15 protein-coding genes are annotated in these 20,470 nt (G+C 57.7%); 6 read left to right on the plus strand and 9 right to left on the minus strand.

The genetic code is table 11. The features are described 5' to 3' along the window. Positions 1-24 precede the first annotated feature (24 nt). Together motB and motA are read right to left on the minus strand one after the other, a co-directional pair. Positions 25-1,050 carry a flagellar motor protein MotB gene (gene motB / locus CHB79_RS10435; RefSeq protein WP_089359796.1) on the minus strand — a complete coding sequence of 342 codons (1,026 nt, stop codon included), beginning with the start codon at positions 1,048-1,050 and terminating at the stop codon, positions 25-27. Positions 1,051-1,060: 10 nt separating this feature from the next. Beyond that, on the minus strand, positions 1,061-1,912 hold the full coding sequence (gene motA, locus CHB79_RS10440) for a flagellar motor stator protein MotA (protein WP_089359797.1): 852 nt from the start codon (positions 1,910-1,912) through the stop codon (positions 1,061-1,063). 217 nt (positions 1,913-2,129) lie between these two features. Between motA and CHB79_RS10445 the strand changes: the two genes are divergently transcribed. From CHB79_RS10445 to CHB79_RS10465, 5 genes are all read left to right on the plus strand, one after another. Continuing rightward, positions 2,130-3,647, plus strand: a complete 1,518-nt coding sequence (locus CHB79_RS10445; RefSeq protein ID WP_089359798.1) for an HDOD domain-containing protein — start codon at positions 2,130-2,132, stop codon at positions 3,645-3,647. Between the two features lie 161 nt (positions 3,648-3,808). Beyond that, positions 3,809-4,624 carry a rhodanese-like domain-containing protein gene (locus tag CHB79_RS10450; RefSeq protein WP_089359799.1) on the plus strand — a complete coding sequence of 272 codons (816 nt, stop codon included), beginning with the start codon at positions 3,809-3,811 and terminating at the stop codon, positions 4,622-4,624. A gap of 78 nt (positions 4,625-4,702) precedes the next feature. Further along, a complete protein-coding gene (gene asd, locus CHB79_RS10455) occupies positions 4,703-5,581 on the plus strand; it encodes an archaetidylserine decarboxylase (RefSeq protein ID WP_176443180.1) in 879 nt (292 codons plus the stop codon). A gap of 192 nt (positions 5,582-5,773) precedes the next feature. Beyond that, positions 5,774-7,621, plus strand: coding sequence for a molecular chaperone (locus tag CHB79_RS10460; RefSeq protein WP_089359801.1), 1,848 nt, complete (start codon positions 5,774-5,776; stop codon positions 7,619-7,621). A gap of 195 nt (positions 7,622-7,816) precedes the next feature. Beyond that, positions 7,817-9,886, plus strand: coding sequence for an EAL domain-containing response regulator (locus CHB79_RS10465; RefSeq protein WP_089359802.1), 2,070 nt, complete (start codon positions 7,817-7,819; stop codon positions 9,884-9,886). Between the two features lie 34 nt (positions 9,887-9,920). Here CHB79_RS10465 and thpR read toward each other — a convergent pair whose 3' ends face one another. Together thpR and serB are read right to left on the minus strand one after the other, a co-directional pair. Then, positions 9,921-10,451, minus strand: a complete 531-nt coding sequence (gene thpR / locus CHB79_RS10470; protein ID WP_089359803.1) for an RNA 2',3'-cyclic phosphodiesterase — start codon at positions 10,449-10,451, stop codon at positions 9,921-9,923. A 34-nt stretch (positions 10,452-10,485) separates the two neighbouring features. Beyond that, on the minus strand, positions 10,486-11,700 hold the full coding sequence (gene serB / locus CHB79_RS10475; RefSeq protein ID WP_176443166.1) for a phosphoserine phosphatase SerB: 1,215 nt from the start codon (positions 11,698-11,700) through the stop codon (positions 10,486-10,488). Positions 11,701-12,001: 301 nt separating this feature from the next. Here serB and CHB79_RS10480 point away from each other — a divergent pair, with 301 nt between their 5' ends. Next, positions 12,002-13,576, plus strand: coding sequence for an AhpA/YtjB family protein (locus CHB79_RS10480; protein WP_089359805.1), 1,575 nt, complete (start codon positions 12,002-12,004; stop codon positions 13,574-13,576). A gap of 133 nt (positions 13,577-13,709) precedes the next feature. Here CHB79_RS10480 and CHB79_RS10485 read toward each other — a convergent pair whose 3' ends face one another. From CHB79_RS10485 to parE, 5 genes are all read right to left on the minus strand, one after another. Continuing rightward, entirely contained in the window at positions 13,710-14,414 is a 705-nt protein-coding gene (locus tag CHB79_RS10485) for a PqiC family protein (RefSeq protein WP_089359977.1), read from the minus strand. A gap of 303 nt (positions 14,415-14,717) precedes the next feature. Then, the gene (gene parC, locus CHB79_RS10490; RefSeq protein ID WP_089359806.1) at positions 14,718-16,967 is read right to left on the minus strand and encodes a DNA topoisomerase IV subunit A; all 2,250 of its coding nucleotides are present in this window, start codon (positions 16,965-16,967) and stop codon (positions 14,718-14,720) included. A gap of 7 nt (positions 16,968-16,974) precedes the next feature. Then, positions 16,975-17,499, minus strand: a complete 525-nt coding sequence (locus tag CHB79_RS10495) for a retropepsin-like aspartic protease family protein (RefSeq protein WP_089359807.1) — start codon at positions 17,497-17,499, stop codon at positions 16,975-16,977. Then, positions 17,496-18,497: an esterase-like activity of phytase family protein gene (locus CHB79_RS10500; protein WP_010488424.1), complete on the minus strand. Its 1,002-nt coding sequence runs from the start codon at positions 18,495-18,497 to the stop codon at positions 17,496-17,498. Before CHB79_RS10500 ends, CHB79_RS10495 begins: the two co-directional genes overlap by 4 nt. Next, positions 18,494-20,383 carry a DNA topoisomerase IV subunit B gene (parE, locus tag CHB79_RS10505; protein ID WP_089359808.1) on the minus strand — a complete coding sequence of 630 codons (1,890 nt, stop codon included), beginning with the start codon at positions 20,381-20,383 and terminating at the stop codon, positions 18,494-18,496. The genes CHB79_RS10500 and parE overlap by 4 nt, the downstream gene beginning before the upstream one ends. Positions 20,384-20,470: the final 87 nt, after the last annotated feature.

The raw sequence follows: 20,470 nt of genomic DNA on the forward strand, positions 1-20,470 counted from the left end.
GGCCGGCAGCGCTGATGCCTGCGCCTAGAGCTCGGGCTTATCGACCTTGAGCGTTCCGTCTTCAAAGATATTCAAGCGCTGCTTGATCTCTTCAGATGGCAAGATATCTGGCGCCGCCGGGGCCGGGGCGTCCGGCTTGGCTGAAGCCCCAGGCTCAGCCGCTTCCCCCGAACCCTGGGCGCCATCGATGGCGCGCTGCGCCCGCTTGGTCAATACGACTATGTCGATACGCCGGTTGACCGGATTAAAGGGGTCCTCCCGGTCGAACAACGCCGAAGACGCATAACCCACCACCCGCGCCACTTTATCGGCGTCATAACCACCCTCGACCAACACCCGACGCGCCGCGTTGGCGCGATTGGCCGACAACTCCCAGTTGCCAAAACCGCCAGTGCCAGCAAAGGGCTTGGCATCGGTATGGCCGCTGATGCTGATTTTGTTCGGCACAGCGTTGATGGTGTCGGTCAGCGCCAGCAGGATATCCTCGAAATAAGGCTGCAGGCGTGCACTACCGATGGCGAACATGGGCCGATTTTCAGCATCCATGATCTGGATACGCAAGCCATCCTGGGTGATTTCGAAGAGAATCTGATCCTTGAAATTACGCAATTGCGGATCTTCGTTGACCTTGTTCTGCAGTTCCTGCAGCAAAAGCTCCAGGCGCTCGCGCTCCATTTGCTCGGCAATGCTTTCGGCCTTTTGCGGATCAACCGAGCTGGAGTCGGCATCCCCCGGCTGCACATCGGTGGCACTTTCCGACTCCTGGGGCTGAATCTCGGGATTCAATGTTCGGTCGGGTGAAGGGGTTGGCGAACCGCCCAGATCAATCACATAAGGGCTGGCGCTTTCAGTAAAGCCGATAGGGTCCTGAAAGTAGCCGGAAATCAATTTTTTCTGTTCAGGCGTGGCCGACGACATCAGCCACATGACCATAAAGAACGCCATCATCGCGATTGCGAAGTCGGCAAAGGCAATTTTCCAGGCACCACCATGCCCGCCGCCAACGACTTTCTTGACGCGTTTTACAATGATTGGCTGATTATTCTCCATGACTCAGCCTTTAGTTCCCGCGCATTGCCTGTTCAAGCTCGATAAAGCTTGGGCGGTGCGCCGGATACAAGACTTTACGTGCGAACTCGACAGCCAGTGACGGTGGCATCCCCGAGGCAGATGCGACCAAACCCGCCTTGATCGCCTCGTAGACATTGACCTCTTCCTTGGCGTCATGCTCAAGGGAACTGGCCAAGGGGCCAAAAAAACCATAGGAGGCCAAGATCCCCATGAAGGTACCTGCCAGTGCGGTACCGACCTTTTCACCAATCTCGGCATTATTGGCTTCGGCCAGAACCGACATGGTAATCACGATCCCCAATACGGCGGCGACGATACCCATTGCCGGCAAGCCATCGGCAATCTTCGCAACAGCATGGCTGGGATGCTCAAGCTCTTCCTTGAGACTGGCGATTTCCATGTCGAACAGGCCTTCAAGCTCATGGGGCGCCATGTTGCCCGACGACATGATGCGCAGGTAGTCACAGATGTACGAAGTCATCCGTTCGTCCTTGAGGATCGCCGGGTACTTGCTGAAGATGGGACTCGCCGCCGGGTCTTCAAGATCGGCCTCAATGGCCATCATGCCTTCACGCCGGCTCTTGTTAAGAATTTCGTAGATCAGCTTCAGCACATCCAGGTAGTAGGCGTGAGTGAAGCGCGAGCTGAACATCTTCAACGATTTCTTGAACACATGCATAAAGGTGCTGCCAGGGTTCGCCTGGAGGAATGCCCCCAAAGCCGCGCCCCCGATAATCAGCACCTCGAAAGGATGCACCAATGCCATGACATGGCCGCCAGACATGATGAAACCACCCAGGACGCTGGCGAACACCACTATGATGCCGATGATTTTTGCCATAATTTAAAAACTTATCTGACCTTGAAGTAAGGGAACGACCGAAAGAGCCAACCTGCCACGAGCAAACACGGTGCCAGGCTCAACCGATAACGCAACCCTTGGCGCGCCTGGTTTTTTCAGCCTGTTACCCGGAATAATTAAAACAGCCCTTCTCTATATCGGAAGATTTGCGCGAGACTATAGTCAGTTAATAATAAAAGCCAGTTTGGCCCACCCGATGCCCAATCAAATTGCTAGACCGCGCACATTGAAAGCATGGCTGGAGCTGTTGGATAAACAGCCACTGCCCGTACAGATCGAAAGCCGACAAAAAGTCCTGGCAGCGCTGACTGACAGTCGCCGCTCCTTGCGCGAGATAGCAGAATTAATTCAAAGCAGCCCCGCCTTGGCAATCAGCGTACTGCGCGAAGCCAATGCCTCGGAAAACAGCCTGGGCGAACCGGCTGAAAGCCTCGAAAACGCACTCAACAGGCTTGGACTGCAGCGCACGCAAACCCTGCTTGAACGCCTACCGGCCCTGAGTAGCGAAGAAATACCGCTCGCATTGCGCCAGATTCAATTGATTAGCCAACATGCATCGCAGCAGGCAAATGGCCTGTTCTCCAGCCGCCTGGCCCGGCTGTGGCAGGAGATTCACTGGGGCAGCCTGTTGTTTCTTGCCCCAGCCTGGGCACTGGTATCGGCCTACCCCGACTTGCTCGATACCTGGGAGCAACGCGTGCTGGTCAAGGCCGAACCCGCGCAAAAGGTCGAAATCGACATGCTCGGCGTGCCCCTGCTCCAGCTTTGCCTGGCCCTGGCCGAACGCTGGAAGCTGCCCGAATGGATCTGCTACAGCTACCGGCTGCTGCTCAATGACCGTCGCTTTCTGGCCAAAGCCCTGCTGATTGCTCGTGACAATGAGCACCCGTTGCACCAACAGCAATGCCTGGATGCCGACCCCGACCTGCAGCGCTGGCTTGGCCAGCCTGCCAACTGCATTCTCCTGGCCAACGGCCTGGCACTTTCAGCGCACCACGCCTGGGATGGCCCGCACAGCCTGCGCTGGCAGCAACTTACCGGTTTGTACCTGCAAGTTCCGGTTGCAGACCTGCAACAGTGGGTCCACCAACAAGCCGCAATCAGTGCGCGCAAACTGGTGACCAACGGCCTTTGGCATCCCGCGCAAGCAATGCTCTGGCCTTGGCATGTCAGCCACCTGCAGCCAGCCAAGCCGCCACCAGCCGGGATCATCGACAAGGACGACTGGCGCCAGCTTTGCCAGCAACTGCTGAGCGAGCCAAGCGCGTTTAACAATGTGTTGCAACTCACTTCCTGCGCCAGCCGCGCCTTGCATGCCTGCGGCATGCAGCGCGTCTTGTTGCTCCTGGCGGATCGCACGCAAAGCAAGCTGGTCGCGCAACACCCCATCGGCCTCAATCAAGCAGCCAACGGGCTGAGTCTTGACCCGCAACACAGCCAGGTGATTCGTACCCTGCTGAGCAAACCCGGACAGCTTCGCCTGACGCCTGAAAACATGGCGCAATTCTCTGCCCGCCTGCCCGGTGCGCTCAAGGAGCTGTTTACTGGCGAACATTGGTTGCTCAGGTCACTGGGCGCCAATGGCCGCGTGGTGATGATTGCGATCACTGATTGCGGCGGCGCAGCCTTTGATGAAAGCCGCCTGCAGCTCTTCGCCAAAACCAGCCAATGCATTGAGCGTGCAATCAGCAACTTTGCCAATCGCGGACGCTGAGCAAACAGCAAAATGCCGAGGACACAACCTGACAAGCCCTTGGGATCATGCTCGTACCGCGACAGGCCGTCTCTCGTACAGCAGTTGTTCGAAGCTTATCCAGCCTTTCCGCTACAATGGCGCCCATCAACCCATCAGCAACCTATTTACTGAGGTCCGGCATGTCCGCCTTCGCTGAACTCCCACTGGTTATTGAGCCTGCCGAGCTGGCCAGCCGCCTTGATGCCCCCGAACTGATACTGGTCGATCTCACCAGTGCCGCGCGCTACGCATCCGGGCACATTCCAGGCGCCTACTTTGTCGATCCGAAGCGTACACAACTAGGCCTGCCACCAGCGCCCGGCCTACTGCCCACCCATGAAAACCTGGAGCAGATGTTTACCGAGCTTGGGCATAATCCCAATGCCGTTTATGTGGTGTATGACGACGAGGGCGGTGGCTGGGCCGGACGCTTCATCTGGTTACTCGACATCATTGGACACAAAAACTATCACTACCTTGATGGCGGCTTGCTCGCCTGGCTCGCGGAACACCGCGAAGTCAGCGTCGCCCAGCCAGCCCTGCACAGCGCCAAGGTCGAACTGCAGCTCGATGACAGCCCGGTCGCCAGCCGCGAATACCTGCAAAGCCGGCTCGGCGCCAGCGACCTGGCAATTTGGGATGCGCGCGGACCGAGTGAATACAGTGGCGAGAAAGTGCTGGCAGCCAAAGGCGGCCATATTCCTGGGGCCATTAACTTTGAGTGGACCGCAGGCATGGACCCGGCCCGCTCGCTGCGCATGCGCCAGGATATGGCCGAGGTGCTGCACAATCTCGGTATCACGCCCGACAAAGAAGTGATTACCCATTGCCAGACGCACCATCGTTCGGGGTTTACCTACCTGGCGGCAAAAGCCCTGGGCTATCCCAATGTCAAAGCCTACGCCGGTTCCTGGGGCGAATGGGGCAACCACCCCGATACCCCGGTAGAATGCTGAGCAATCGCTTGCACACGCATTAGCCCGTGCAGTGCCTGCAACATCGCCGCACTGCACAATCAAGAAAGCCTCTAAGGAATTGCAATGAAACAACGCCTATTCATCATCAGCCAATATTTGCTGCCACATCATTTGTTGTCGCGGCTGATCGGCTACGCTGCTGAGTGCCGCACGGCCTGGTTCAAAAATCGCCTGATCAACTGGTTCATCAAGCGCTACAACGTCGACATGAGCCAGGCGCAGGTCGAAGACCCAACAGCTTTCGAGCATTTCAATGCATTCTTCACCCGTGCCCTCAAAAACGACGCACGCCCACTCGACCTCAGCGATGACGCAGTGCTCTGCCCGGCAGACGGCGCCATCAGCCAACTTGGCAAAATCGAGCACGGCCGGATATTCCAGGCCAAGGGGCACAGTTTCAGCGTGGTCGAATTGCTGGGCGGCGATACCCAGCTGGCTAGCCCGTTCATGGGCGGTGAGTTTGCAACGGTTTATCTCTCGCCCAAAGACTATCATCGCGTGCACATGCCGCTGTCCGGCACACTCAAACAGATGGTCTATGTGCCGGGTCGCCTGTTCTCGGTCAACCAGGCCACAGCTGAGAACGTGCCTGAGTTATTCGCCCGTAACGAACGCGTGGTTTGCCTGTTCGACACCGAGCGTGGCCCGATGGCCGTGGTGCTGGTTGGTGCAATGATAGTTGCCTCGGTCGAAACCGTCTGGGCTGGCCTGGTCACACCGCCTAAGCGCGAGCTGAAAACCTTTGCCTACGATGAAGCTGCACGCGCGCCAATCCATCTTGAAAAAGGCGCCGAAATGGGCCGCTTCAAACTAGGTTCGACCGCCGTTGTATTGTTTGGCCCCGAGCAGGTTAAATGGAGCGAGGCCCTGACCGCAGGCAGCAGCGTCCAGATGGGTCAACTCATGGGTTCCAAAGCGCTGAAGGCTGACGCATAGACACCGCACGACACCCAATAGTGTAGAGTTGCAAAATCGCTCGATCAGGGATTCCGGGCAGGACTGAGTCATAATGAACTGGAGCAATAGCTTTGTGACTCAGCTACCTACGGCGAGCTTTTTATCCAGTGTCACACAGGGATGATGCTAGAGTTTCTAGTATGACCACTAGAATGTTGGCCCTTTGCCGGCATGGAGTATTCAGGTTTGACTGAGACACAAGCACCTCACCTCTTGCTTCGCGTTTCGACGCCGAAAAACCAGAGCCTGTCGTTCTGTGACTCTACGCCGCGTGACCTCAAACGCTGGATAGCCCACCTGCCCAAAGCCAATATTGGCGAGACAGCTCGCCAGCTTTACCAGGCTCTGGTTGAGATCAACCAACTGCTGACCCCTTCCGACAATCGCTTGCAGCTTTTGGAGTTGTTGCGCCCGGAAGTGCACTATGTCTGTCAGCATCTGGAAAAACACTTTCTCAATCAGGCCATCGTCCTTGACGAGCGCCCGCGCAAGGTTGCCAACCTTTGCCAGGCCCTGCAGAACCATCTGGCAAACGGCTACAAGCTGGTTATCTCGCGTAACGTCATCAAAACCACCAAAGAGTCGAAGCAACTGCTGACAATCGCCCTGCAACGTGCGATCCACAGTCTTTGCGGTCCACTGGTGCGAGCCAGCCAACTGTACTGCCCCGTTCCAGAAGGGTTGTGGTTTGAGTTGCATCAGCTGTATTTGATAGCCAAGCAGCGCGGCTTGAAAAACATCGTGGTGCGCGATCCATTGGCCCGGCACAGCCAAGGCCTGAGCGTCGAGCAAAACTATATCGTCGCGGCATTGATCGGCTGCTCGCGCTGTAACCAGATGCGCCAGAGTTCGATTGCCCGTGTCGCCGAAGCGCTTGAGCAATGGAGCACGCTGGTCAATATCGAGGACGGTAACGACCCCGAAAGCTTGTTCGCAATTGCCACCCAGCTCGATGGCCCGCCACGCTACACCTCGTTGTTTCAGAGCAAAGACCTGCAGATTGCGATCGGTATCGACACCCATCCGCTTGTCGATGCACTCAAGGAACACCTGCTCCTTGCACCCGAGGCGGCAGGCAAGTCACGCTTGGTGGTGCCGGAAGGCTTGAGCATCGACCTTTTGCAGCACCTGAGCGCCGCCTGGGGCGATATTTCCGAGCGCACTTTCCAGCGCAGCACAGGCCAGGGCTCGCTAAACCTGTGCATTGGCATGAGTGCACTGCACTATTTCATCGCCAACAAGCGCACATTTGCCGACATCCTCAAGCTACCCGTTGAGGTCAGCAAAGTTGAGTTCAAAGAATCAACGGGCAGGCCGGACATCTGGTCAAACGCCTTCGACGCCCAGAAAAATCCATCCTGGGACCATGGCCTGCCTTTAGAAGAGATCGAATACGAAAAACCGCAAGCGCCAGCCCATGCCAGCGCGCCAAATGAGCCTGCCCGGCAAGACGCCGACAGCTCGCAAGTTTTCCCGACGTTCGAGCTGCCCATTATCAATCTCAGCCCCGGCGGTTATTGCCTGACCTGGCCAAAGGACGTCCCCAGCCAGTTGCAAGCAGGGGAACTGCTCGGCATCCAGGACACCCCGGGCCAGGCCTGGAGCGTGGCGGTGGTTCGCTGGATACGCCAGGCGCGCGGTGGCGGCACCCAGATGGGGATTGAACTGATGGCCCCTCACGCACAGCCTTGCGGCTTGCAGCTGATCCGTAAAAGCGAGCAAAACAGCAGCTATCTACGCGGATTATTGCTACCGGAAATCAGTGCGATATCGCGCCCGGCATCGGTCCTGGTGCCACGTCTTCCGTTCCAGGAAGGCAATAAAGTGATGGTCAATATAGCGGGCGTGGAACACCGCGCCGTGCTGGGTCAGAAACACGCCTCGACTGGCAGTTTCAATCAGTTTGAATACCGCCTCAGCAGCCTTGCAACTGAAGATCCCGGGAAGCCCGTCACACCCGCGGGAAGCCAACGCGCCGGTTCGGAGGAAGACTTTGACTCACTCTGGAAGTCGCTGTAGATTCCGTGCATCTTCACTCATTCAGTGAGCCGCCAGCGTAACTAATCCAGTGTGGCAGCTTTGTTTTGCATCCCTTGGCCCAACGCACCCCGAGTGCGCACAGCACAAGAGCCAAAGCGGCAGGCAGCAACAACCCCACTGACGATTAACCCTTGGCCGAGAGCTCGAATACCTTGGCGCAGATCGAACTAAACAATGGCCATCGAAAAAAAGACAATCCGCCTACTGATACTCGAAGACTCGCAAAATGAGGCCGAACGCCTGGTCAGCCTGTTTCGCAACTCCGGCAGCGCCACACGCGTCCACCGTCTGACCTCCAGCGATGATCTCAATGAAGTGCTGCAACAAACCTGGGACCTGTTGATTTGCGCCCCCAGCAGCGAACAGCTGTCGCCAACCGAGGCCATCAGTACCATTCGGCGACTTGCCAAGGATGTCCCGGCCATACAGTTACTCGCCGATAATGATTCGGACAGCATCACCGAGGCCCTGGCCATGGGCGCGCAGGATGCCTTGCCGCAAAGTGATGACGAACGCCTGATCCTGGTTGCCAAACGGGAGCTGCACAACCTTGAAGAGCGCCGGGCCCGCAGACGCGCGGAAGTTGCCCTGCGTGAAGCCGAAAAGCGCTGCCAACTGCTACTCGAAAGCTCCGTCGACGCCATTACCTACGTCCACGACGGCATGCATATCTACGCCAACCGCGCTTACCTGGAGCTCTTCGACTACGAAGATGCCGATGAACTTGAAGGCATGCCCATGATCGACTTGATCGACAGCGGCGACCAGGGTGAATTCAAGAATTTCCTGAAGAACTACGCAGATAGCGAAAGCACGACCGAACTCAGGTTCTCAGGGGTAAAAGCCGGCGGCAAGCGGTTCAAGGCGCGCATGAGCTTTCTGCCTGCCACCTATGATGGCGAACCTTGCACCCAGGTGGTCATTCGCTCGGATGCCGACAACAGCGAACTGGAAGAAAAGCTGCGTGAAATCAGCAGCCAGGACCTGGTCACCGGCCTGTTTAACCGCACCCACTTCCTGGAACTGATTGATGCCGCCGCTGATCGTGCGGTGAATGCAGGGCAACCCTCCAGCCTGGCCTATATCCGGCTTGATCAGTACGCGACACTGCTGGCCGATATCGGCATTGCTGGTATCGATATGCTGCTGGCCGACCTTGCCAGCCTGCTACGCACCCATTTTGCCGGTGAAGCGCAACTGGCACGCTTTGGCGACGATGTATTTGCAGCCTTGCAACTGGGCTTAACCCCCGAACAAGCAGAGCCCGGCCTCAAGGTTCTGTTGAAAAAAGTTGAAGGCCACCTGTTCGACGTTAACGGCCGTACCGCACAGACCACCTTGTCCATTGGTGTTGCCGGGCTCAATGAGACCACGCCCAAAGCGCAAATCGTTGTTGATCGTGCTCACCGCTGCGCCGATGAACAAGAACAGGGCAACAACCTCAAGCTGTTCAACCCCGCCGATGTCATAGCCGCGGCAGCCAATCGTGGCGATGTGGTGGCCATGATTAAACAGGCCCTGGACAACAACGGCCTGCGCTTATTGTTCCAACCCATTATCAGCCTGCGCGGAGATAACCAGGAGCACTATGAAGTGCTACTGCGCATGCTCAACTCCAAAGGTGAGGAAATCCAGCCGACCGACTTCCTCGCCGATGCGGTTTCGGCTGGACTGGGCGAGAAGCTTGATCGCTGGGTGATTCTCAATGCGATCAAGCAACTCACTGAGCATCGTAGCAACGGCCACAACACGCGCTTGTTTGTGCATTTATCGAGCGCCAGCCTGCAAGACCAGACACTGCTGCCATGGCTTAGCGTTGCCCTCAAGGCCGCGCGTCTGCCTTCGGACGCACTGGCCTTCCAGCTTAGCGAAACCGATGCAGTGACCTACCTCAAGCAGGCCAAAGCCCTGACCCAGGGCCTTAACGAACTGCACTGTAAAGTGGCGCTCAGTCAATTTGGCTGCGCGCTCAATCCATTCAATTCGCTCAAGCACCTGCATATCGACTTCGTCAAGATCGACGGTTCGTTCAGCCAGGATCTCAATCGCCCAGAGAACCAGGAGGCATTGAAAACCCTGCTGGACAGCTTGCACTCACAAGCCAGGCTGACCATCGTCCCCTTTGTGGAGTCGGCCACCATGCTCTCGACCCTCTGGCAAGCCGGCGTCAATTACATTCAAGGCTACTATCTACAAGGGCCGACCCAGTCAATGAACTACGACTTCGCATCAGACGACGAGTAGCTGATATAACGCCCTGGGCCTCCGCGCTCGAGGGCTAGAGTGGCCATTGCGCAAGTGCTCGATAACGGCCCTTGTGCGACTCATACAAAACAAAGTGATCGGTCTTGAGCCAGAATTCTGGAGGCGTAACAGCCTCTGGAACCGCCATTCTGTAATCCCGGGACAGGGTCAGGTGTGCACGAAACTCACGCTTGTCCAGCACCAGGCCAAAAGGCAACAGCGCCTGCTCCAGCGCGTAGACCAAGCGTCCCAGTGCTGGCGGAGGGTCTTGTGGCGCCAACAATAAAATATTGGATTGGCGCCAGACATCCAGGGTGTCCAGGCAAAGACTCATGGATTTATTGCTCACCGGCATATGATCGATTGCAGCGCAGATTGCGCCAATCATGCTGACCGGAACCGCGCCAAGAAACGCCAGGGTCAGATGGAAATTCTCAGCGACAACCGGTCGACCAGAACGCAACTGCAAATGCCGGCGCCACTGTGAAATGGCGCTACGCTGCACGGCCGAGCATGGCAAGGCGAAGAACAGGCGCTTGCTGGGTTCAGCATTCAACAAGGGCATCGCGCCTCCAATCCCGTAACCGCGCCAGCACCTTTTAGTCCAGGCCGTCGCGGTCACGGAAACCGAGCAGGTACAAGATCCCGTCGAGTCCCAAGGTCGAGATCGCCTGCTTGGCTGACTGCTTCACCAGCGGCTTGGCACGAAACGCTACGCCAAGCCCGGCAATCGCCAGCATTGGCAGGTCATTGGCACCATCACCCACGGCAATGGTCTGTTCCAGACGCAAGCCTTCCTTGTCGGCAAGCAAACGCAACAGATCAGCTTTGCGCTGGGCATCGACAATGGGCTCGACCGCAACGCCGGTGACCAGGCCGTCGACAATTTCCAGCTCATTGGCGTAGACGTAGTCGATGCCCAGCTTGGCCTGCAATTGCTTGGCAAAATAGCTGAAGCCACCAGACAGGATCGCCGTTTTGTAACCCAGGCGACGCAGTTCGCTGAACAGGGTTTCGGCGCCTTCGGTCAGGCGCAATGAAGCACCAATTTCGCTTAACACCGACTCCGGCAAGCCTTTAAGCAAGGCCAGGCGCTCCTTGAAACTGGCAGCAAAATCCAGCTCGCCACGCATGGCCCGCTCGGTGATTTCAGAAACCTGGTCACCAACACCCGCCGCCTTTGCCAGCTCATCGATGACCTCGGCCTCGATCAGTGTCGAGTCCATGTCGAACACGGCCAGGCGACGGTTACGGCGAAACAGCGAGTCGCTCTGGAAGGCGATGTCGACATTCAGCTCCTGCGCCACACTGAGGAACTCCGCGCGCAATGCCGCCGGATCAGCAGGCTCGCCTCGTACGGAAAACTCGATGCAACCCTTGCCTTGCTCAGCAGGCATGTCCAGCGGCATACGCCCGGAAAGGCGGTCGATATGATCGATATTCAAGCCGTACTTGGCAGTGATTGCACTGACTCGCTGCAGCTGTTCGGCCGTGACCTTGCGTGTAAGCAAGGTCACTATGTGGCGAGCCTTGCCCTGGCCGTCGACCCAGAGCTGGTAGTCGGCTTCGGAAACTGGGGTGAAGCGCACCTGCTGGTCCAACTCATAGGCACTGAACAATACATCCTTGAGCACTGAAGAGCCGCGCTCGGTATCAGGAATCTCGACCAGAATGCCAAACGACAGGGTGTCGTGAATGACCGCCTGGCCAATATCAAGAATATTGACGCCACCCTGGGCCAATACCCCTGTGATGGCGGCTGTAAGACCGGGACGATCTTCACCGGTAATGTTGATCAGGACGATTTCGCGCAAGGCGCACCCTCCGAGGCTCAGGAAGTTATAAACAGTCGAAAATGACCGTTAAGGCAATTAGTGACGTGCCAAATAGGACGCCAAAAGATAATAGCTAGACGGAAAAAGCATTTTTCCAGCCTATTTCGACACCTGCCCAGCCTGGAAAATAGTTTTTCAACAGGAGGTTATACCCAGCAGGGCCGGTGAAGCGCTCACATTCTACCCACTTTCCCAGCAATTCGGACATGCGCAGTGCTTTGCCGTACGCGGGCCGCTCGCTATACTGCGCGGCATCTTCAGTCGACAAGAACCGAGCGCTGTGAACCGGCCCGCCCCCGTGAAATCCGATAACTTCTTTATCTTGCTTTTCCAGGCACTGCGCCAACGTCGCGTGCCGCTGGTATTGCGCATCGCTAGCCACAGCTTATTGCTCGTCGCCATGGCGTTGGTGATCTATGCCTGGGTGATCGGCATGCAATTCAAGCAGGCCATGCAGCAACAGGCTGAAGCCCTGGGAACCAGCCTGATTACGCAGACCGCATCCTCGGCCACTGAACTGCTGGTCTCCAACGATATTCTCAGCCTCAACGTGCTGCTCAATAACCTGGTGAAAAACCCGCTGGTCGCCCATGCAGCCATCTACAGCGTCGACAACCGCATTCTGGCCGAGGCCGGGTCACGCCCAAGCCAAGGCATGCTGGGCGAGACAGAAGGCCTGTACTCGACCCCCATTACCTTCCAAGAAGTGATCGCTGGACAACTGCGCATCAGCCTGGACATGCGCCAGTTTGAACAACCAATGACCATCAGCCTGCAAAGCATGGGCATTCTCAGCCTTATTTTGCTGGCGCTGGCCCTGACCCTGAGCCTGCGTCTGGGCCGCTATATTTCGACGCCGCTGTTGCAACTGCGCGTGTGGCTACGTGACCCTGATGACCCAGCCCCCGGCGCCGGCCGCCAGGATGAAATTGGCGATCTCGCTCGCCAGTTGCAAGCCCGGCTGGTTCCAGAAAAACCTGAGCCGGAACACGAGTTGGAACCCGAAGACCTGTACGAGGATACGGACTACGACGATGAGCATGACGCCGATGACCAGGCCTATGATGACGACGCCGATGAACCAGGTTTTTCGATGCCCAACCTCAGCGCCAGGGACGATGACCTGCACGACTTTGACGAGCCTGCACCACGCCCAGTAGCGAACCCGTCGCCACATGCGGCGCAGCAGGCCAAGCCAGACCCCTTTGCAGACTTGCACGATATCGACGAGCCAGAAGACAACCCGCTCCCAGAATCTGCGCCCTTTGCCGCTAAAGCCGCCAAGGCATCCCAGCCAAGCGCCGTGCTGGCAATTCAGCTAGGGGCACAGGAACAGCTGCGTCGCCTGCCACGCGCGCGCCTGATGGATTTATTGAAGCGTTATCGCGACTGCCTGGAACGTGCGGCAAACCTCTACCAGGCCGAGTTGCACACACTCAAGGACGGCAGCAGCCTGATGCTGTTCCACCACCAGGATAGCGGCGAAGAGTTCCTGATCCACGCCATTTGCTGCGGCGAACTGATGCGCGCCCTCGGCCACGCCTTGCAAATCGAGGTCGCCGACAGCGGCATCACCTTGCAGTTGCAGCTGGGCATGACCCTGGGCGAAGACCTGATGGACCTTAGCCAGGGTGAGTTGCTCCTGAACGAAACCTCCCAGGATGCGCTGGCATTATCACAACACAGCCGTAATTTACTGCTGGTTGAACGTGGCGTCGCCGACGACGAACTGGTTCGCCAACGCGCCCGCACGCGCGCGATTGCCAGTCCAGAGGGTGCCTATTGCGTCGAAAGGTTGCTTGACCCGTACCCAGCCCTGCTCGAGCGTCAGCTAGGCAAGCTGCGCGACCACTAAGGCTGCTTCTTCGCAGCGTTTAATGCGCTGCGGCTCGCGCTCAAGACCTGCTGTGTACAACTGCCGCTAATGCACCCTTGCAGACACTAAAAAACCCGCAATAGCGGGTTTTTTAGTGTGTTGCTCAGTCGCTCTAGAAACGGAACACTTCAGAATCAATCCGTACTGGCTGAGCCATTGGGATCTTCGGCGGAGCTTCCTTCTTGGGCGTGGTCACCGGCGCCTTTTTAGGTGCGCGCTCGGCAATTGCCGGAATTTCGCCATCATGCGCCTTGACCGCCGAGGCGACTTGCTCGACCAGTTGCCGCATCAGCGTACTCTGGGCATGCACCTGATCAGCAATAGTGCCACTGTGGGCCTGCTCCAGGCGCACCAATCGACCATCGAGCAATTCACCATTCTTGCCCATCAAGCGCCATTGCGCTTCAAGCACGGCAGGCCGGTGCGGGCCTGAATCAAGCCGGGCAATCGACATCAGGATTTGCACCTGCGGCGTAAAGCCAGGTGCTGCAGGCGCCAGCGCCAGACGCTGGCTATTGAGCTGCGAAGACAGTTGCAGGAGCAACTGCTGGTCAATGTCAGCTGCCAGGCTACCAGCCCAACGCGCATCTCTCGAGGCGATCAAGCTGCCGTCTTCCTGGCGCTGCAGCAAGGCTTCGCGCTGCAAGTAGTCGGCAATGGATACCGGGCCCAGCAATACCGCCAGACCCTCTTTAGCGGACGGGACTTCAGCGTCGCCACTATCGAGCTGGTACAAAGGCACTGGCTGGTAACGTGCACATCCAGCCAACCCGAGTAGAGCCACCAACAGAATCGAGGGGAGTCGCATTGCAATCATCAATATCATCCAGCCAGTCACGAGACCGGTCTATATATCCATAAAATTCAAAATATGGCGGAGGTTACAACTATCCATTCTTAGCGAGTTTATAACCCCGAATAGGGCTTACCTGAAATACAAATACCAGCCCTAAGATCAGATATGCTGTGGAAGTTTTTGCAATAGCAATTAGCCATTACAGCGCCCACGGCAACGCCTTGAAAATGAAACCGCCAGAAGCTTCCAGCGGTCATATCATCCTAGAAAGCTGCGCCAGACTCCAGCGCTGATCTGCCAATCAGTATTTCAGGTGTTACCGCGCTACTCAACCAATAGACTATCAACTCGCTGGAAGCCCCGTGGCAGCTTGTTACCACGCCGGCCTCGCTCACCCTTGTAATGTTCAAGGTCTTCGGCCTTGAGTGACAAAGTGCGCTTGCCTGCTTGCAACACCAGGGTCGCTCCGACTGGAAGAACAGCGAGATCTGTCAGGTATTCTTCGCGCGAAGCGACTCGGTCACCAGGGATACCAATAATCTTATTGCCCTTGCCTTTACCCAATTGCGGCAAGTCTGCCACCTTGAACAACAGCAACCGACCCTCGGTTGTCACCGCAGCCAGCCAATCATCTTCGCGACTGACCAAAGGCTTCGGCGGTATCACTTTCGCCCCATTGGGCAGGCTCAACAAGGCTTTACCCGCCTTGTTCTTGGCTTGCAGGTCCTCGCCTTTAACCACGAAACCATACCCCGCATCGGATGCGATCACATACAGCGCCTCATCGTCCGGCAGCATCACGCACTCAAACGTAGCGCCAGGTGGCGGCGTCAAGCGCCCGGTTAGAGGCTCACCCTGCCCGCGCGCCGAAGGCAGAGAGTGGGCGGCCAATGAATAACTGCGCCCGGTCGAGTCGATAAACACGGCAAATTGATTCGAGCGCCCAGGCGCCATGGCCTTGAAACCATCTCCGGCCTTGTACGACAAACCGGTGGCATCCAGGTCGTGGCCTTTACCGCAACGTACCCAGCCCTTCTCGGAAATCACCACAGTGACCGGCTCGGCAGGCATGAGCTCGTTTTCAGACAGCGCCTTGGCTTCGGCACGCGCAACAATCGGCGAGCGTCGATCATCGCCGTAGGTTTCAGCATCCTTGATGATTTCGTCACGCACCAGTTTTTTCAGGCGCGCCTCGCTACCGAGCAACTTGAGCAGTTTTTCACGCTCCTTGGCCAGTTCGTCTTGCTCGCCACGGATTTTCATTTCCTCAAGACGGGCCAACTGACGCAAACGCGTATCGAGGATGTAGTCAGCCTGGATATCGGTCAGAGCAAAGCGCTCGATGAGCACCGCCTTTGGCTGGTCTTCGGTCCGGATGATATGAATGACTTCATCCAGATTGAGGAACGCCACCAACAAACCTTCCAACAGGTGCAAGCGGCGCTCGACCTTGTCCAGACGGAACTGCAGGCGGCGGCGCACGGTATTGACCCGGTACTCCAGCCACTCACGCAGCATCTGGCGCAGGTTTTTCACCTGGGGCTTGCCGTCCAGGCCGATCACGTTGGTGTTGACCCGGTAACTCGACTCCAGGTCCGTGGTGGCAAACAAGTGCTGCATCAGCTCTGCTGCATCAACCCGGTTTGAACGCGGGATGATCACGATACGGCAAGGGTTTTCGTGGTCGGATTCATCACGCAGGTCAGCCACCATTGGTAGTTTCTTGGCCTGCATTTGCCCGGCAATCTGCTCCAGCACTTTGGAACCCGAAACCTGATGCGGTAGCGAAGTGACGACGATATCGCCATCTTCGATCCGGTAGACCGCTCGCATGCGCACCGAGCCACGGCCGGTTTCGTAGATTTTCAGCAAATCCGCGCGCGGGGTAACGATCTCGGCTTCGGTAGGGTAATCCGGGCCGGATACATGCTCGCAAAGCTGCTCGACCGTGGCATTGGGCTCGTCGATCAGGCGCACACACGCTGCCGCGACCTCCCGCAGGTTATGCGGCGGCACGTCAGTCGCCATGCCGACAGCAATGCCGGTGGTGCCATTGAGCAGCAGGTTGGGTAGACGTGCAGGCAAGGTCGCCGGCTCGTTCATGGTGCCGTCAAAGTTTGGCACCCAATCAACTGTGCCCTGCCCCAATTCGGTCAGTAGGACTTCCGAATAGCGCGACAGGCGCGCCTCGGTATAGCGCATGGCCGCAAAGGACTTTGGATCATCCGGCGCACCCCAGTTACCCTGGCCATCAACCAGGGTATAGCGGTAGCTGAACGGTTGCGCCATCAGCACCATCGCCTCGTAGCACGCCGAGTCACCGTGCGGGTGGAACTTGCCCAGCACGTCGCCGACTGTACGCGCCGATTTCTTGTGCTTGGAGTCCGCATCCAGCCCCAGTTCACTCATGGCGTAGATGATGCGGCGCTGAACCGGCTTCAGGCCATCACCAATGTGTGGCAATGCACGGTCCATGATTACGTACATGGAGTAATTGAGGTAAGCCTGCTCGGTAAAATCGGCAAGGGAGCGGCGCTCAACGCCGTCCAGACTCAAATCGAGAGAATCGCTCATGCGTGCCTCATTGCAAGGTTGATTGGCGCAGCAACAACGTGCCGTCGCGCTGGGTAAATTCAAGTTTCTTCAGGGCACTCATGCCCAACAATACTTCATCACCGGCCATGCCGGGAGCAATCAGAGCGGCGACATCCTGCAGCACGATATCGCCTAATTTAAGCTGTTTGAGTCGCGTTCGATGCCCGGTTGTTTGACCATTTGCGGTTCTCAACCGGACCTCGGCTCCTGCAGGCAAACCCAGTCGCCTGGCCAGATCTGCCGGGACAGCGACATCAGTGGCCCCGGTATCCAGTAAAAACTCGACGTTTTCGCCGTTGATTTGCCCATTGGCGTAATAATGCCCCTGTCGGCTGCTGGCCAGGCGAACTTCGACATAGCCGTTGGCATGTATCGATTGTGGATCGCGGTTCGGGTTGCGCTGTTTATCTTCAAGGTTGCCAAAAAAGTGTGTCGCAAGGAACATGCCCGCCCCCCACGCCAGGAACAGCATCACCCGCCCCGCGCGTTTGCCGGCTGGCTGCGAACTCACTTGCCGTGCTCCCAGCCATCTTTCGGCGCGGCAAAGCGCCATACGATTGGGCGTGATTCACCATCGGCACGAACCAGGCCACCGTTATCAACGCCCAGCCAGGCGCCCTGTTCATCAATCTGCAGGGCTTCAACCCGCCCGAAAGTACTCGGGTAGCGTCGCGCATCGGTCAACACTTGATCGGCAAATGACCAGCAACGCTCAACTTCACCATTACTCAAGGTACGCCGGCATATGCGATGGGCCTGGCGTTCAAGGGTGAAGAGCTTTTCTGCGTAATAGCTCACATCAGAAAAGTCCTTGGGTTGCGGTTTGCCGCCAAGCTTCTCGGGCGCAGGTACCTTGCCGCTCTCGCTGAGCAGTACACAGCCGCCGGTACAGCCCCAAACCGAGTTTTTCTTGTGCAGCACCAACAACCCACGGCGCTGGCGTTCGGCGGCCAGCCACATGCGTTCACCTGCCGGGTCAATTGCAATACCTTCAAGCAATGCATTGAAGTGCAGCAGCATGCCACTACCCCGGGCCTGGCGCACCAACGATTCAGGCAACCGGAGCCATTCAGGGTCGGCCGCAACAGGCAACTGCAACACTGCCACCTTGGCTTCGCTGACCAGGTAACGGTTTCCATTGGAGTCGCAGGTCATGCCCTCGAAGTCGAGCGAGCCGCCGCGCACCAGACCTGTCGCCCAGGCACGCATGCGAATCCCCCAGGGCAAGCCTGAATCGGGTGCAGGCGGAGCGGTAAACAGTTCGGGCTCAGCCTGCCAAACGCCCTCGCCACCGCTGAGACGGTAGATGCGACCATCATCCCGGTCCGAAACCGCCCACAGGGCATCACCGCACCAGGCAAAACCTGACAGGTTGCCCGCAGACATACCATCGACCGGGTGTTCACTGACGAGCTTGAGCGACTCTTCAGGCTGAGCCATCGCCTGGGAAGCAGCCGCTACAAGTGGCGAAACAGCAAGCAACAGCAGGGCGTAAAGCGCACGCCTCAAAGCAGAACCTCAGCCAGATCACCTTTGGACTCAAGCCACGCCTTGCGATCGCTCGCGCGTTTTTTCGCCAGCAGCATGTCCATTATTTCCTGGGTCGCGGGGTAATCATCCAGCGTCAACTGCACCAGCCGTCGCGTATTCGGGTCCATGGTGGTCTCACGCAACTGCGGCGGGTTCATCTCACCCAGGCCCTTGAATCGAGTGACCTGAGGTTTGCCGCGACGCTTCTCGGCTACCAGGCGGTCCAGGATACCGTCACGCTCGGCATCATCAAGGGCGTAGAAAATCTCTTTGCCCAAGTCGATCCGGTACAACGGCGGCATTGCGACGAAGATGTGCCCGGCATCGACCAGGGCACGGAAATGCTGGACAAACAATGCACAGAGCAAGGTTGCGATGTGCAGGCCGTCGGAGTCGGCGTCGGCGAGAATGCAGATCTTGCCGTAGCGCAGTTGCGCCAGGTCGCTGGAGCCGGGATCGATACCAATGGCCACAGCAATGTCGTGCACTTCTTGCGAGGCCAAAACTTCGCTGCCGTCGACTTCCCAGGTGTTAAGGATCTTGCCGCGCAACGGCATGATCGCCTGAAACTCCTTGTCGCGTGCTTGCTTGGCCGAACCGCCGGCGGAGTCACCCTCAACCAGAAACAGTTCGGAGCGCATGGGGTCCTGCCCCGCACAATCAGCCAGCTTGCCCGGCAATGCTGGCCCTTGAGTGATTTTCTTGCGCTCGACCTTCTTGCCCGCCTTGAGGCGCCGGTTTGCATTGCTGATCGCAAGCTCGGCCAACTGCTGGCCAAATTCAGGGTGCGCGTTCAGCCACAGGCTGAAGGCATCCTTGACCACACCCGAGACAAAAGCCGCAGCTTCACGCGAAGAAAGGCGTTCCTTGGTCTGTCCACTGAACTGGGCGTCCTGCATCTTCATCGACAAGACGAAAGCAATTCGCTCCCAGATATCTTCCGGAGCCAACTTGACCCCGCGCGGCAGCAAGTTGCGGAACTCGCAAAACTCACGCATGGCATCAAGCAGGCCCTGGCGCAGTCCATTGACGTGCGTACCGCCCTGGGCCGTCGGAATCAGGTTGACGTAGCTTTCCTGGACACTGTCGCCGCCCTCGGGCAACCACAACAGCGCCCAGTCGACGGCTTCCTTGTTACCCGACAAGCTGCCACAGAATGGTTCATCCGGCAGGCGTTGATACTCGCTGACGGCATCGACCAAATAGGAGCGCAAGCCATCTTCAAACAACCATTCGACACGCTCGCCACTGGCCTTGTCTTCGAAGCTGACGCTCAGGCCCGGGCACAGTACCGCCTTGGCCTTGAGCACGTGCTTGAGGCGACTGATGGAAAACTTGGGGGAATCGAAATACTTGCCATCGGGCCAGAAGTGCACGCTGGTACCGGTATTGCGCTTGCCCACGGTGCCGACGACTTCGAGTTCACTGGCCTTGAAGCCGTTTTCGAAGGTCATGCGGTATTCACTGGCGTCGCGCTTGACCCGCACCTCGACCAGGGTCGACAAGGCGTTGACCACGGAAATACCAACTCCGTGCAAACCGCCGGAGAACTGGTAGTTCTTGTTGGAAAACTTACCGCCGGCATGGAGCTTGGTAAAAATCAGCTCGACCCCGGGCACCCCTTCATCGGGGTGGATATCAACCGGCATGCCGCGGCCGTCATCGGTGACTTCGAGGGAATTATCCTCGTGCAGGATCACCTGAATGCTGCGGGCATGCCCGGCGAGCGCCTCATCGACCGAGTTGTCGATGACTTCCTGGGCCAAGTGATTGGGGCGACTGGTATCGGTATACATGCCCGGGCGCTTGCGCACCGGGTCAAGACCGGAAAGGACTTCGATGGCATCGGCGTTATAACTGGCCATAGGGTCTCTTAATCATCAGTTAATCGAGAAATTCACAAAGTCGCTGGCTGCGCTGCCGAAAGTAAAAGGCAACGACGGCCAAGCGGA

Source organism: Pseudomonas segetis, from assembly GCF_900188155.1.
Classification (GTDB): domain Bacteria; phylum Pseudomonadota; class Gammaproteobacteria; order Pseudomonadales; family Pseudomonadaceae; genus Aquipseudomonas; species Aquipseudomonas segetis.

Coding starts and splice junctions, on each gene's coding strand:
- CHB79_RS10460 (WP_089359801.1), top strand. CDS start 5,774: ATGGAGTATTCAGGTTTGACTGAGACACAAGCACCTCACCTCTTGCTT.
- CHB79_RS10485 (WP_089359977.1), bottom strand. CDS start 14,414: ATGATTGCAATGCGACTCCCCTCGATTCTGTTGGTGGCTCTACTCGGG.
- parE (WP_089359808.1), bottom strand. CDS start 20,383: ATGGCCAGTTATAACGCCGATGCCATCGAAGTCCTTTCCGGTCTTGAC.
- thpR (WP_089359803.1), bottom strand. CDS start 10,451: ATGCCCTTGTTGAATGCTGAACCCAGCAAGCGCCTGTTCTTCGCCTTG.
- parC (WP_089359806.1), bottom strand. CDS start 16,967: ATGAGCGATTCTCTCGATTTGAGTCTGGACGGCGTTGAGCGCCGCTCC.
- CHB79_RS10450 (WP_089359799.1), top strand. CDS start 3,809: ATGTCCGCCTTCGCTGAACTCCCACTGGTTATTGAGCCTGCCGAGCTG.
- motB (WP_089359796.1), bottom strand. CDS start 1,050: ATGGAGAATAATCAGCCAATCATTGTAAAACGCGTCAAGAAAGTCGTT.
- motA (WP_089359797.1), bottom strand. CDS start 1,912: ATGGCAAAAATCATCGGCATCATAGTGGTGTTCGCCAGCGTCCTGGGT.
- CHB79_RS10465 (WP_089359802.1), top strand. CDS start 7,817: ATGGCCATCGAAAAAAAGACAATCCGCCTACTGATACTCGAAGACTCG.
- CHB79_RS10445 (WP_089359798.1), top strand. CDS start 2,130: ATGCCCAATCAAATTGCTAGACCGCGCACATTGAAAGCATGGCTGGAG.